Origin of the sequence: Reyranella massiliensis 521 (assembly GCF_000312425.1) — a bacterium.
GTDB lineage: Bacteria > Pseudomonadota > Alphaproteobacteria > Reyranellales > Reyranellaceae > Reyranella > Reyranella massiliensis.
On sequence record NZ_HE997181.1, the window covers coordinates 2656888 to 2669947 of the forward strand.

Below are 13060 nucleotides of genomic sequence, written 5' to 3' on the forward strand. Positions count from 1 at the left end.
CCGAATGCGTACCGCCATCCAGACCAATCGAGAGCTTGGCCGCGGCTGTTATGGCGCCAAGTGCGACATTTCCCGTCGTGCCGATGCTGAAATTCTCTTGGCCGTTCGCGCCGATAATCCTGAAACGGCCGACATCGCCGCCTGCGGCAGTGCCGGTGAGGCCGAGATAGATCGTGCGCGTGCCGTCCGAAAGGGTAAGAAAGGCGCTGTCATAGATACCCGCACCATTTACACCAATGACGGCAATCGAATTGCCGTTCGTGGTGCTCTCGAAAAGGCCTTTCCCTCCGTCAAAGCCGGAGCCACGGACGTGCAGGCGAGCGCCAGGTGAAGTAGTGCCTATACCGACGTTTCCGTTTGATAGTATGCGGGCCTTCTCAGAACCGGCGGTGCCTAATAGAAGTAGTTCTCCATTAAGCCACAGCGGTTTGTAGACGGAGTTAATGTTATTAACACCTTCAACAGAAGCCGCGTTGTTGTTCACCCCTAGACGTACAGCGATTGCAGCATCACCAATCATCGCCGTAGAAGCAGCGGTCGGGCCTACTACATGAAGGCGATGTGATGGTGCCGTGCCGATGCCGAGACCACTGAAGTTGAGCTGTGCAACTTGAACCGGTGCTGTGCCGGTGTACCAAGTGTGGTTGGTACCAGACCGATAGTCGACCGACCCGGACGAAATTCCGATACCACCGATCCAGCCATTGCCATCGTCATAGAAGCGGAACGCGCTGACCGTGCCGGGCGTGCCGTCGATGATGTTGGGCGCAAGCTTCAGGGTCCGCGCTGTGAAGTCCAGCTTGCCCGCCACCGGATAGAGCATCAGCACGTCCTTGACGCCTTCGGTGAAGTGCACCGGCGTGCCGGTCGAAGATTCCTTGAACTCGAGCCGCGTCAGCACCGGCTCGCCGCCGACGCCGGCGATGGTCCACGAGGAATGCTCCCACTGGTTGGCGCTGCGGTTGACCACGATGGCGTCGCAGGTGTCGCCGTTGGCCATCACCGCGTCGAAGGTGCGGAAGTTGAGCGTCGACGTGCGCGCCAGCACCTTCGTGCCGGTGCCCGTGCTGGCGGTGGTGTCCTTGACGCGAAGCTTGACGACGTGAGCCATTGCCTGCCCCTCCTTGGGCTGGATCTACGGAAGCCGGGATCGCTCTCACCGGCGAGAACTAGAGATCGAACACCTGCTCGAAGGTCGCCTGCACGTTGCCGGTGGTGCCGCTGGTCTTCTCTCGGCTCCAGCTCTCGCACTTGACCTGGAGCGGCGCCTCGCCCGGCGGCGTCCACAGGAACGGCAGGTAGCCCTTCTGCGCCTTGAGGAAGCTGTTGATCTCCAGGCACTCGTTCCACGCGATGCCCTGCCACGCCACCGTCCACTTCTCGGCGACGGTGTTCAGCCCGTCGCCCACCCTCTGCTCGTAGCCGTTGCCGTAGGCGTTCTTCAGCACGCGCGGCGCATAGCTCACCGGCGAGCCGAAGGTGCAGTCGATGGCGGGAAACTGAACCGTCGTCGTCATTGCATCACTCCCGCGCTGAACGAGCCGCTGGGGTTGAGCAGCCCGCCTGGCCGCATCTGGTCCTGCAAGTTCTTGTTCACCATCGCGGTGACGATGGCGCCGAGCTCGCGCGCCTGCTCCATCATGTTGCCGCGCCCGTCGCTGCCGCCGGAACCCTGACCACCAGCCGGCGCCGTCATATTGACGCTGATGTTGGTCTGCACCGTCATGCCCCCGCTCAGGCCCCCGCGCAGGCCGCCGCCGCGCAGCTCGACCGGAATCCGCCCCGACGGCACCGGCACATAGGCCTCCGGCACCGATCCCTCGCCGAACAGCGCGAGCTGCGGCGACGTCGCGATGCCGCCGCCGGAATATCTGCGCAACGGCACCGGCCCGCGGCTGGTCATGATGCCGCCGTCGGCGAAGAGAAAAGAGGCGAATGCTCTCAGCCCCTTGCCGATGAAGCTGAAGATGCCTCCGTCGCCACCCGCAGCGCCGCCCTTTCCACCGCCGCTGCCGCCGAGAACGTTGCCCAGACCGTCGAACAGTTGATCCAGCAGCTTGTTCGACACGAGGTCGACGATCTTCTCGGTGATCTTGTTCAGCGCATTGCGCGCGGCGTTGCCGAACGCTTCCCAAAGCCCCTGCCCCTTCTTCAGCCCGTCCTTGAGGTCGCTGAAGAACCCCTTGAACGTCTCGCGCGCGAACGCCGTCGCCTTCTCAACCTTGTCCTGTTCGGTCTTGTAGGCCGCCTCGGCCTCCTGCCTCTGCTTATCGGCTTCGTCCTTGTCCCGCTGTGCCTGGGCAAGCCTCTCTCTGTCCGCCGGCGCCACATCGAGCAGTTTCCTGGCATTCTCGAAGTCGCGCCGAATCTGGTTCTGCTTGTTCACGTCGCCGACGGCCGCCGCCAACTGCCGCAGCAGGTCGGTTTCCTTCTTGAGATTGTCGATGGCCGTCGTGGACGCGATCTCCTCCCGCTTGCCGAATGCCTGCCGCACCAGGTCGGCCTCGGCGCTGCTCACACCCGATGCCCTCGAGTCCATTTCGGCCTTGCGCACGGCATAAGGTCCCTCGGGCAGCGCTTTCAGCGTCCTGTCGAGGCGCGCGACTTCATCGCGCAGAGACTTCAACGCATCGCTCGCGCCGCCGAAGCCGCCGCTTGGGGCGTCTGGCAGGAGTTCTGTCATCGGGCGAATGCCGATTCCTGCGTACTTCTGAGGTGACTCAGGTGGCTTCAAAAGGCTCGAAAGGTCGAAAGACGACCGTACAAGGCTTGCTTTTCCTGCAAAGTCGAGAATTCCTCGCCCGACATCCGCGAGTCCATCATTGAACAACACCAAGTGAGATGTCACCCGACTAAGCGTCTCGCTCACCTTGCCTTCCGCAGCTACGCTGGCTTCACAGGCTGCTACTACTGCCGCGCCGCCATTCTGCCGAGCGCGAGCAGCCGTTTCCATTTCTTCGGTCAGCAGACGCTCTGCGTGCAGGTAGTTCTGCAGAGCCCGGTTGAATTTCTCCGGTGAATAGACCTCACCGGCTTTTGCCAACCTCTCGAACTCTTCGTAGACCGCTTTTAGCAAATCTCGAAGTTTGGTAGCACGCGCGACCTCGGCATCCGCGTCTACGATTTTCTGGCTTGTAAGATTGCCGGCCTTATCGAGTGCGTAGCCTTTTTTCCCGATTTCACGTCTGAGTTCTTCCTCGGCTTTATCCCTGATAGCCTGAGCGCCTTTGTCGATTGCCTGAACGAATTCGGCGCTTATCTTCGCTAATTCTCCACGCACTCGCCGGATATCTCTCTCTATTCCCGCAGCTTGCGCGTGTTCCTGGGGATCCCAGTCTTTCGGGTCTCTGTCAATTTTGCTGGCCTTGAAGTTGGCGAGCCGTGTTTCATAAACGGCAAGTTCTTTACGTAGCTCCTGAGTTTGCTCGCCTTTCGTCTTTTCTTCGAAAATCGTGAGGGTTCGAATCACCCCAGCACCGAAGTTGACGATCCCGGTCGTCATCCGGGAAAGCACGCTGTCGTTGAATTGGTTAAGGAACTCGCCCGAGGCGTGGGACAGGTTTCTGAAACTGCCGGACAGTCCCTTGTTCGCTCCTTCCGCCGATCCGGTTTCTTTGCTCACGGCGCGCAGCAGCTCGGCCTGGGCGCCGATCTTGTCACCGCTCTGCTGCATCGCCGCGATGCGGTCCCTCTCCGACGCCTTGAGCTTGATCCCGGCTTCGCGCAGTGCCTCCATGCCCTGCTTCGGATCCACCATCGCGTTGGCCACCAGGCGAGAAGCCGACACGACATCGGTGCCCATGACGAACGCCAGCTTGGTCGATACGTCCAAAGCCTCTTTGAATGTCCCGCTCGTGGCTTCGCCCTGATTGATCAGGAGGGCGGCGGCATTGCGAAGTTCCTGGTCGTCGGTTCGCGTGCGGCTCGCCGTTTCGTTGACGACATCATTGACCGCACCCTTCGTCATGCCGATGGCGCCGCCGCTGAGCCGCATGGCAGAGTTCAGCGCATTCTGCGACTTCTCATACTGGATCGTCCTGTCGACGGCTTTGCCGTACAAGTCGATCAGGGGCTCCAATGCGGCGATAGCCACCCGCGCGGCCCCCATTCCAGCTTTCAGCGTTTGAAACAGGGTAGCTGACTGCCTTCCGGCAGTATTGCCGGCCCGGCCCAGGGCTCCCGTCTGCGTAGATGCCGTTTGCATCGCAGTGCCCAATCGAGCCGCACCCGCGGTGGTCTGCGTAAGCGTTTGCGTCAGTGTGGTGAATCCCGCAGTCGCGGTCTTGCTGGCCTGGCCGAAGCTTGTCGCTGTCGTCGTGGTGACTTGCAATGTGCTTCGGAACGAAGCCGTCTTTTGCGTCACAACATCGGCCACGCCTCCAAGATCACGGATCGCCGCGGTCGCCTGCTTCAGCACCGCCGACGCTTCGTCGCGCATGCGGACGACGACTAACAGTTCCTGGTCGGCCACGGCTCCACCCCTCCTTGGGTTCGGCGCCCTGCGGCGCGCCTTCAGCTCAGTCCTTCTTCTCCATCTGCGCCGCGCGGCACTCGTTCACGGTGCCGTGGATCAGGCGCATGATCGCGAGGTACTTTACCTGGCGGCTTTCGGGGGAGCGCCTGGCGTCGTCGACCTGGGCGTCGGTCATCTCCAGGCGGGAGAAGCGGGCGCAGGGATCAGGGCTCAGCACCACCACCGGCGCGGGGGCGCATGCGCTCGAAAGCAGTATCGTCGTCGTCGCCAGCAGCGCGACGCGCCGCCTGGTTGCGCAGCCTGATGCCTTCATGTGTCTTCTCCGCCGCCTTCTCCATCGCCCGCGTCGAGACTTCGTTGCGGCCCGCACTCTTGCCCTCGACGTAGCTCCACCACAGCGCCGCCGCGACGATCGCCAATGCCAGCGCGACGGCAGCGAGCTTCACCCCCAGCAGCGGGCTCATGCCGGGATCGGCGTACAGTGGAAGGCGAGCGCATAGAGCAGCAGGTGCAGCCAGGTCTTCACCTGCCCCCCGACTTGGCGGACTCGGCTCACGACTCGGCCTCCGATCCGGTTCGTGCAACCGATTGCACGGGACGTAGCTGAACCGGCGCCTCCGAGCACCGGAACTGCAGCTCCAGCTCCGCCGCCTTGTTGAGCTGGTCGACGACGCTTTCGAGATCGATGCCCGGCAGGCCCGCCGCCAGCGCCAGCGCTTCGATCTGCTGCGTCACGTCCTTGATGGCGATGGGGTTGGAGCGGAAGACATAGCCCGCGCCGCCCAGCTCGGGCAGCAGCTTGCGCGTCACGATCTCGTCGAACAGCCGCCGCTCCGGCCCGAACACCTGGCTCTCCGCCGCGAGGTAGCTCGCATAGGCCGTCGCGAAATTGAAGTCGGCCGACTTGCCGAGGAACAGCGGCGAGAAGCGGAAGGCGCGCAGCACGCGCTCGGCGCATTTGTCGTCGTAACGCTCGAACATCGAGTCGCCCGCGCGCTCGTGGCCGAAACGTTCGACCGTGACCTTCACCGTGCCCGGCTTGTCGAGCATGCCGTCGGTCGCGGGCACTTCGAGGATGGCGGCGCGCGATTTCTGGCCGGGCGCGAACTGGCGCTCCAGCGCCTGCCGCGCCTCGCCCGCCACGATGCCGCCCTGCACCACGATCAGCGCCGGCGGCAGGCCGCCCGACTGCAGATAGGTGAGGTTGTTCTCCTCCGCCGCGCGCGAGCCCACGACCGACGGGATCTGCCCCTCCCAGCGCGGCACGCCGTAGGGGCTGTTGGGGTCCTGCCCCACCTGGAAATAGAGAAGCTCGGTGGCGCGTGCCTGAACCGGCACGGGCCGGTCGGCGCTCTCCCACTGGCCGGTATGCTTGTCGAGCTGGCGGGACGCGCCGAACTCCTTGAAGAACAGCAACTGCCCGGCCATGAGCTGCACGAAGCGGCGCTCGCGCACCATCACGGCGACGGACATCTCCGCGCCGCCGCGCGACACGGTGCGCACGACCGGCGCCGGCGCATCGAGCTTGCAGAGCCGGATGGTGCGGGCCGGCGTGTTGCGCAGGAACACGACCTCGCCCGCGGCGTTGCGCATGATCTCCAGCACGCCGTAGCCCACCCGCTCCATGTCGCGTGCGAGGTCGCGGCGCATGGTGACGAAGCTGGTGCCGGGGAACGGCTCGCGAAAGAAGGCTTCGAGCTTGCAGGCGACCGGATCGTCCTGCTCGTCGGGCTCGTCGGCGCGTTTGGTCTCGCGCTCGATGCGGTGCCCGGTGCCCGCGACGTTGACCACCATGGCATCGATGCAGGCGCCCAGGACGTTGTTCTCCTGCGTGAGCCGCTCCAGCACCCTCGGATCGTAGGGCGGCCGCAGCACATGCCCGGCCGCGCCGTCGGTGCCGGTCATGTAGAAGGCGTTGAACTCGTCCTCGACCTGCAGCGCGTTCGACGCCATCGCGGGCGCGGCAGCGGGAGCAAGCGGGGTGACACGCATTTCGGGCTGCTTGATTTTCATGCCGCGAGCCTATGCGCGCGTCTCGGACGGCCGGTATCGACGCGAGCGGCGTTGGTCCGCGACTGCGTCCACGGGCATGAGATCCTTCGCTTCGCTCTGGACGACAATTATGCCTTCATCTTCACCATCGAGCCCATGTCGGGGCCGTGTTCGTGGTCGAAGGTGAAGGCGAGTTGCGGGCGCCAGCCGCACAGCGTCTCGATCGGCAAAGTGCTTGCGACCTCGACGATCTGGCGGCCGATCTCGTCGGCGCGGTCCTCGGGGCAGTAGCCGACGATGGCGTCGTGGATCATGGCGCAGGGCTGGGCCTCGGGAATCTGGCGGTCGATCTCGCTCAAGGCCCAGCAGGTGAGATCGGAGAGCGTCGATTGCACCGGCGCGTTGATCGCCTGGCGTTCGGCGCGGCTTGCAATCTGACGATCCTGCGCGCGGATCCACGGCAGGTGGCGCACGCGGCCGAAGGGATTGGCCACCGCGCCGTCGCGCCGCGCCTGCTTGCGTGCCGCCTCGTGCCAGTCGAGCAGGCCGGGATAGGTCGCGAAGAAGCGGTCGATCATCTCCTGCGCCTGCGCCTCGCTCAGAACCATCTTGAAGGTCTGCCAGGCGTAGCGCACGAAGCCCCTGGCCTGCATGCCGTAGAGCAGACCGAAGTTGCAGGCCTTGGCCTTGAAGCGGCCCAGCTCGAAGCGCTCCATCTTCTCGCGATCCCGAACGTCGGCGGCCAGCGCCATGAAGGCGTCGGTCGGCATGTCCATCATCGAGGCGCCGGTGACGGCATGGAGATCGAGGCCGGCGCGATAGGCCGCCAGCATGTTGGCCTCGTCGGCGAGGCAGGCCGCGATCTTGAGTTCGCCCTGCGCGGCATCGGCCGACCAGATCGCCATGCCGGGCGGCGCCACGAAGCAGCGGCGCAGCTTCTTCGCCCACGTCCCGCGCTTCGGCACGGTCTGGATGGCGGGATCGCGCGCCGAGGTGCGGCCGGTGACGGTGCCGCCGCCGGATTCGTCTCCATCGTCCGCGCGTCCGGCAAAGAGCATATAGGCCGGATGAAAGCGGCCGTCGGGATGCAGGTGCTTCAGGAAGCCCTTCACATAGGCCGATAGCATCTTGGCCGCCGAACTGCGCGCCTCCAGCAGCGTCACCATCGCCGCCGCCTCGGGCACGTCGTGGAACATTGCGAGATGGGCCTTGGCGGTCGAGGGCTCGCCGTGGCGCGGCGTCACCATACGCGGCTTGAGATGCAGGCCCGCGGTGCCGAAGAAGAAATCGCGCAGCATCGCGGGACGGACGGAGAGATTGTCGGCGTATTTCATGCGCAGCCGGCCGGGCAGCAGCGCCAGCACCTGACGGTCGAGATCGGCCAGCGCGCCGCCGCGGCCGTCCTCGCCTTCCAGCTCGACCCGCAGCGCCTCGAAGCGTTCGCGCGAGGCCACGACGCCGCGCCGTTCGAGGCGGGCGAAGGCTTGCGAGGCGGGATGCAGCAGGGTCACGTAGAAATGCGCCAGCGCCGGCGATGCCAGCAGCTCGCCGCGGATCGCGACGGCGGCCTGGAAGACGGCATCGACGGCGCGGCCCAGCCGGCGCAGCAGCTTTTGTCGCGCGTCGTCCCCGTCTTCGGTGTCCGCGTCGAGCGCCGCATAGAGGCGCGCATAGGCGGCGAGGCTGTTGGCGCGGTTCTCGTCGAGCAGCGAGCCCGCGAGCAGCGCATCGAAGGCGAAGTTGCTGCACGCGATGCCGAGCCGCGCCGCCAGCCACACCATCTCCGACTTGAAGTTGGCGCCGCGCAGCCTGATCCGCGGCGAGGTCAGCAGATGGCGCAGCTCCCCGACGGCCTCGTCCGGCAACGCCCCGGCGAGATCGAGACAGTCCGCCGCGCCGGCCGCCATGGTGAAGCCGATGGCGGCCCCGCCTGCACTTCCGTCAGCTCCGGCCCCGTCGCCGGTATCGACCCGGCAGGCGACCTCGACCGGCCGGCCGGTCTGCGCGAACGTGCAATCGATTGCACGAATGAGGTCGTCGAAGGACTCGACCCAACGATAATCGCCCGTCATCCGCCCGACGAGTAGCCGCCCTCGCCGCCGGAGTCACCAATTCCCGCGCCGGAGGAAAACAGCGCCCGGTGCCGCGCCCGATGCGGCGCCCGGTCTCCCCCGCCGCCGGGGGCCGTGCCGTTCAACCGGAAGTGATCGAAGAAGGCGGTTCCGGCATGTCGCTTCCCCGATTGCCGATTGTATCGGGGACCGGCCGAGCCTAGGCTTTTCCGTGACTTCCCTCTCCGCCCGGCTTCCCGAACAGCTTCGTCGGGAGTCGCAGAGCGCGTCCTGCACGGGCTGCATCGGACGCTCGCTCAACCTTTGCGGGTCCCTGACCGACGCGCAGCTTCCCGAACTGGTGGCGCTGGGCGGCCGGCGGCAATGGCGCCGGCGGGACATTCTGTTTCGCGCCGGCGATCCGATCACCAACTTCTTCAAGATCACCCGGGGTCTCGTCGCGGTCTCCCGCACGCTCGACGACGGACGGCGGCAGATCGTGGCGCTGCGCATTGCCGGCGACTGCGTGGGCTTCCTCCACACCGACGGCCGCTACACGTTCGAGGGCCATGCCATCACCGACGTCGAGGCCTGCGCCTTCAGCCGCCGCCGCTTCGACGAGCTGGCGCAGCGCTATCCGGCGCTCGCCGCCGCGACGGCCGACGCCCTGGTCCGCGCCCAGCGCGAGGCCGGCGAGCTGGTCGCGGCGATGGGCCGGCTGCGCTCGACGGAGCGCGTCGCCTACTTCCTGGCCAAGATGCACGCGCTCTACGCTTCCCGCTTCGGCGACTCGGCGACCGTCGACCTCGACATGAACCGCGGCGAGATCGGCGACTATCTCGGCCTCACCATCGAAACCGTCAGCCGCTCGATCGCCAAGCTGAAGAAGCGCGGCCTGATCTCCCTGCCCCACGGCAACGAGGTCGTGATCGAGAACATCGACGGCCTGCGCGAACTCGGCAATTTCGGCCCGTAACGCCCTCTCCCTCCTGCCCGTTCAAACGGCGAGGTGTCTGCGTCTGACGCCGATGGAGGGGTCGAGCGCGTCGACGACTTCATCCTGATGTCCGCCGTTCGGCGGCGCGCGACGCATGGCGCGGACATCACGCCGGAGCGCATGGAGGCGATGGGCCGTTCTTCAGGAACGGCCCGCTGGAACAGGAGGTGGTCCAGGCCTACGGCACGGCCGACATGGTGGTGCTGTCGCTTATCGAACGCACCAGCGTCGAAGTCGGCGGCCTGCCGGCGCAGGACGGGTCGCTGCGTGTCGTCCTAGTCTATCGTCGAGCGCCACCTCGAAGTATGACTTTTCACCCCTTGATGTTCTCTATTTGTTCACATATTGGACATTGTCATGCTCCGCCCTATACGTCACGCGTATAGGCGCTGTTTTGTGCTTTCACCACAATATCTGGTGGGTTGGGGCTGAATATTCCTTGAAAGGAATAGCCAAAGCACAATAGTGTAATATCTAGCTCGTGAGGCGCGTATGACGAAGTTCACCACCAAGACAGTAAACGCCATACGAGTGGGCGATGCTGGTCGCGTCGTCGGCGACTCACTTAAAGATTTGCGCCAGCTATTGGGCCTTACCCAAAATGAAATGGCGCGCCGCCTCGGCGTTGGGCAAGCCGCGATTTCAAAGATCGAGAGCCGAGGAGATGTCCAAATCTCTTCATTGGCAAAGTATGTGGAAGCACTCGGCGCGAAGCTAAATGTCACAGCCGTGCTTGCGCGCGACGCACATTCTGCCGCACATCTGAGGGACATCTTCGACGCTGAGACCAACGACGAAGATCAGCTTTGCTTTTCAATTTTTGGCGACGACCTGTTCCGGCGTCATCGGGATGTTGTTCTCAGCATCCGTCCCGAGTACTCGCACAAGATCATTGAAGGAAAGAAGACTGTCGAGCTTCGTCGGCGCTTTCCCCTATCTGCTCCGCGTGGGACGCTAGCATATATCTATTCTACTTCTCCAGTGCGCGCTATGGTTGGCCGCGCCGAGATTACGGACGTGGTTAAGCTGCCTGTCTCCCATATCTGGAAGAAGTATTCATCCTGCGCCTTTATCAACAAGGCTGACTTCGATGCATATTTTGAAGGACTAAGCGAAGGGTTTGCACTCAAGTTCGCCAACGCTAAACCTCTCCCGCGTCAACTGGACCTTTCGGAGTTGAGAGAGCGATTTGGATTTGAGCCGCCTCAATCGTTTCTCTACGTAAAGCCTATCCTTAGAATGGCTCTCCGAGATGAGTATTCAAACGTATCTAATTGATACGAATGTCATTGTTGGTCTGGAAGATAATCACACGGTCCAGCCTGCGTTTGCCGCGCTCATAAGCCTTGCGTCTAAGCATGGCGTAGGTGTCTTTGTGCATGAGGCGGCACGTGATGACATCGGACGGGACCGCGATCACATCCGCAAGAGCATTTCTCTTAGCAAATTGGCCAAGTTCCAGATTTTAGGCAAAGTCCGAAACCTTGAACAAAGCGACCTCGATAAGCTTTTCGGGCCACTGCGTAAGCCCAATGACGTGGTGGACGCAACATTACTCCATGCATTGCACCTTGGTGCTGCAGACTTTCTCGTCTCTCAAGACAGAGGACTTCATGATCGTGCGAGACGTCATTCGGCAGAACTCGGTCGACGCGTCCTATTTGTACCGGATGCAGTTCAGCTACTCAGAACGACGTTCGAACCGGTGGAACCACTTGTTCGATATGTCGAAGAAGTGGCGGCGCACACCATCCCCGCAAACCATGACATCTTCGATAGCCTACGCGAAGACTATCCCGGCTTTGACAGTTGGTGGCGCGAAAAGTGCGTTAAGGAACACCGATCATGCTGGGTAGTCGAAGACAATGGAATCGCCGGTCTTATTGTTAGGAAGGATGAGAACGCCGCGAATACAGATGCGACTATGGGTGGAGAGAAGATACTTAAAATCTGCACCTTCAAAGTTAGGCCTGAGAAGCGAGGCGTGAAGCTAGGAGAGCTTCTCTTAAAAAAGGTGTTCTGGTTCGCCCAAGTCAATCGGTACGACTTAGTCTACTTAACAACCTACGAAGGCCAAGTCGCTCTTATCGATTTGCTCGAATTCTACGGCTTTCAACACACGGCGACCAAGTCCGATGGAGAGCGTCTTTACGAAAAGCCCTTTGGGCGAAGTAAACTCTCTCCAGAGGACGGCGTTGAACATTTTGAGACTATTCGGCGGAACTATCCTCGGTTCATTACGGATGTACCGATCCGTGCATTTGGTGTGCCTATTCAAGAAGCCTATCATGATATTTTGTATCCAGATCTAAAGGATCAGAAGCAGCCAGATCTTTTCGAATCAGCTGCCCTTGGAGGGCCTAAAAGCCCGGAAATACTATTCGCAAAGTCTATCTTTGCAGGGCACAATCCAACCTTGGCCCCGCCGGATCACTCCTGTTCTTTTACAAAGGAAAGTCGAATAGTCCTCCCTCTCAAGCGCTCACGGCGATCGGCATATTCGAAGGTTTTTCAGTTGCGCGGTCAACACGAGACCTTATGCAAATGACTGGAGGTCGGTCGGTTTATAGCGAGACGCGACTGAACGACTGGAAGGCGACCGATGCTAAGCCCGTCAAAGTTATTAACTACTTGCTCGCAGGCTATATCGACCCCGCCATCGGTCTGAGCCGGCTGCAAGAGCAGGGAGTATTTCGGCAGCATCCACCGCAATCGATCTTCGAAATCAGTAGACCTGCCCTCGAAAAGCTACTGCCTCACTTGAGCCTCGGATTTGAAACATGACGCAGAAAGTAGTTGCTTTCGTCGGCTTGTCTGGTGTTGGCAAGACTTCGGCATTGAAGGCCCTAGGGGCGACAATATCGTTTCAACATCTAGGTGCGAGCACCCTGATCAGAGAGGCTCGAAAGGCGAACGAAACTTCGCCAAATCTCGACGCACTTCGCAATTTCGACATCGACGAAAGCCAACGCTTGCTAATCAAGGGCTTTAACAAGGCCATTGATCCTCAGGCGGCGCTCGTTGTCCTGGACGGCCATACGCTTATCGAGACACCCTCGGGGCTTGTGCAGATTCGAGCAGAAGTGTTCCAAGCATTGAATCTAACATCGATGGTGTTTTGGGCTGACGCTCCCAGCGAGATACTAAGCCGACGAGAGCGCGACTTAACTCGAAATCGACCACGAGCGGATATAGCGGACATTCGTCGATTCCAAGAAACTGCCTTACTCGCAGCTTTTGAAATTTGTATTGCGCTTAATGTCCCTCTTAGTATTTTAACGCCAAGGCAGTCTGGAAGACTACAGGAACTTCTAACTTAGCTCTCAGCACCCTAGTTGCGCACAAGGTCGTGATCGAGAACATCGACGGCCTGCGCGAACTCGGCAATTTCGGCCCGTAACGCCCTCTCCCTCCTGCCCGTTCAAACGGCGAGGTGTCTGTGTCTGACGCCGATGGAGGGGGCAGTCGGCGGCCCTCGCCCACTGATCGTCGCTCTCCTCCCCATTCAAATGGGGAGGTGGCGCCGTCTGCGGCGACGGAGGGGTT

Annotated in this window: 10 protein-coding genes and 1 pseudogene; 4 read left to right on the top strand and 7 right to left on the bottom strand. The window is 62.2% G+C overall.

Annotation, left to right across the window (positions count from 1 at the left end):
• From BN60_RS30880 to BN60_RS13145, 7 genes are all read right to left on the bottom strand, one after another.
• On the bottom strand, window positions 1-1111 hold a 1111-nt coding region (locus BN60_RS30880; protein ID WP_043283902.1), incomplete at its 3' end, for a hypothetical protein.
• Window positions 1112-1169: 58 nt separating this feature from the next.
• On the bottom strand, window positions 1170-1517 hold the full coding sequence (locus BN60_RS13125) for a phage tail protein (protein ID WP_020696518.1): 348 nt from the start codon (window positions 1515-1517) through the stop codon (window positions 1170-1172).
• The gene (locus tag BN60_RS13130; protein ID WP_083856092.1) at window positions 1514-4471 is read right to left on the bottom strand and encodes a phage tail tape measure protein; all 2958 of its coding nucleotides are present in this window, start codon (window positions 4469-4471) and stop codon (window positions 1514-1516) included. Before BN60_RS13130 ends, BN60_RS13125 begins: the two co-directional genes overlap by 4 nt.
• Before the next feature lie 46 nt (window positions 4472-4517).
• Entirely contained in the window at window positions 4518-4691 is a 174-nt protein-coding gene (locus BN60_RS31310; protein WP_215905906.1) for a hypothetical protein, read from the bottom strand.
• Window positions 4678-4938 carry a hypothetical protein gene (locus BN60_RS13135; protein WP_020696522.1) on the bottom strand — a complete coding sequence of 87 codons (261 nt, stop codon included), beginning with the start codon at window positions 4936-4938 and terminating at the stop codon, window positions 4678-4680. The genes BN60_RS31310 and BN60_RS13135 overlap by 14 nt, the downstream gene beginning before the upstream one ends.
• 88 nt (window positions 4939-5026) lie before the next feature.
• Window positions 5027-6487, bottom strand: coding sequence for a phage portal family protein (locus BN60_RS13140; protein ID WP_020696523.1), 1461 nt, complete (start codon window positions 6485-6487; stop codon window positions 5027-5029).
• A gap of 107 nt (window positions 6488-6594) precedes the next feature.
• Window positions 6595-8538, bottom strand: coding sequence for a DNA polymerase (locus tag BN60_RS13145; RefSeq protein ID WP_020696524.1), 1944 nt, complete (start codon window positions 8536-8538; stop codon window positions 6595-6597).
• 211 nt (window positions 8539-8749) lie between these two features.
• Here BN60_RS13145 and BN60_RS13150 point away from each other — a divergent pair, with 211 nt between their 5' ends.
• The 4 genes and pseudogenes from BN60_RS13150 to BN60_RS29635 all read left to right on the top strand — a co-directional run bounded on the left by BN60_RS13150 (window position 8750) and on the right by BN60_RS29635 (window position 12834).
• Window positions 8750-9493: a Crp/Fnr family transcriptional regulator gene (locus BN60_RS13150; protein WP_020696525.1), complete on the top strand. Its 744-nt coding sequence runs from the start codon at window positions 8750-8752 to the stop codon at window positions 9491-9493.
• Between the two features lie 513 nt (window positions 9494-10006).
• The gene (locus tag BN60_RS13155; RefSeq protein ID WP_020696526.1) at window positions 10007-10792 is read left to right on the top strand and encodes a helix-turn-helix domain-containing protein; all 786 of its coding nucleotides are present in this window, start codon (window positions 10007-10009) and stop codon (window positions 10790-10792) included.
• Window positions 10767-12298, top strand: a pseudogene (locus BN60_RS13160) (GNAT family N-acetyltransferase). The gene BN60_RS13155 and the pseudogene BN60_RS13160 overlap by 26 nt, the downstream one beginning before the upstream one ends.
• Window positions 12295-12834 (top strand): ATP-binding protein, encoded by a 540-nt coding sequence (locus BN60_RS29635; RefSeq protein WP_083856093.1) that lies wholly within the window; start codon window positions 12295-12297, stop codon window positions 12832-12834. Before BN60_RS13160 ends, BN60_RS29635 begins: the two are co-directional and overlap by 4 nt.
• Window positions 12835-13060: the final 226 nt, after the last annotated feature.

Excerpts from the sequence above, each read along its gene's own strand:
- BN60_RS13125 (WP_020696518.1), bottom strand. The coding sequence starts at position 1,517 with ATGACGACGACGGTTCAGTTTCCCGCCATCGACTGCACCTTCGGCTCG.
- BN60_RS13135 (WP_020696522.1), bottom strand. The coding sequence starts at position 4,938 with ATGAGCCCGCTGCTGGGGGTGAAGCTCGCTGCCGTCGCGCTGGCATTG.
- BN60_RS13140 (WP_020696523.1), bottom strand. The coding sequence starts at position 6,487 with ATGAAAATCAAGCAGCCCGAAATGCGTGTCACCCCGCTTGCTCCCGCT.
- BN60_RS13145 (WP_020696524.1), bottom strand. The coding sequence starts at position 8,538 with ATGACGGGCGATTATCGTTGGGTCGAGTCCTTCGACGACCTCATTCGT.
- BN60_RS13155 (WP_020696526.1), top strand. The coding sequence starts at position 10,007 with ATGACGAAGTTCACCACCAAGACAGTAAACGCCATACGAGTGGGCGAT.
- BN60_RS29635 (WP_083856093.1), top strand. The coding sequence starts at position 12,295 with ATGACGCAGAAAGTAGTTGCTTTCGTCGGCTTGTCTGGTGTTGGCAAG.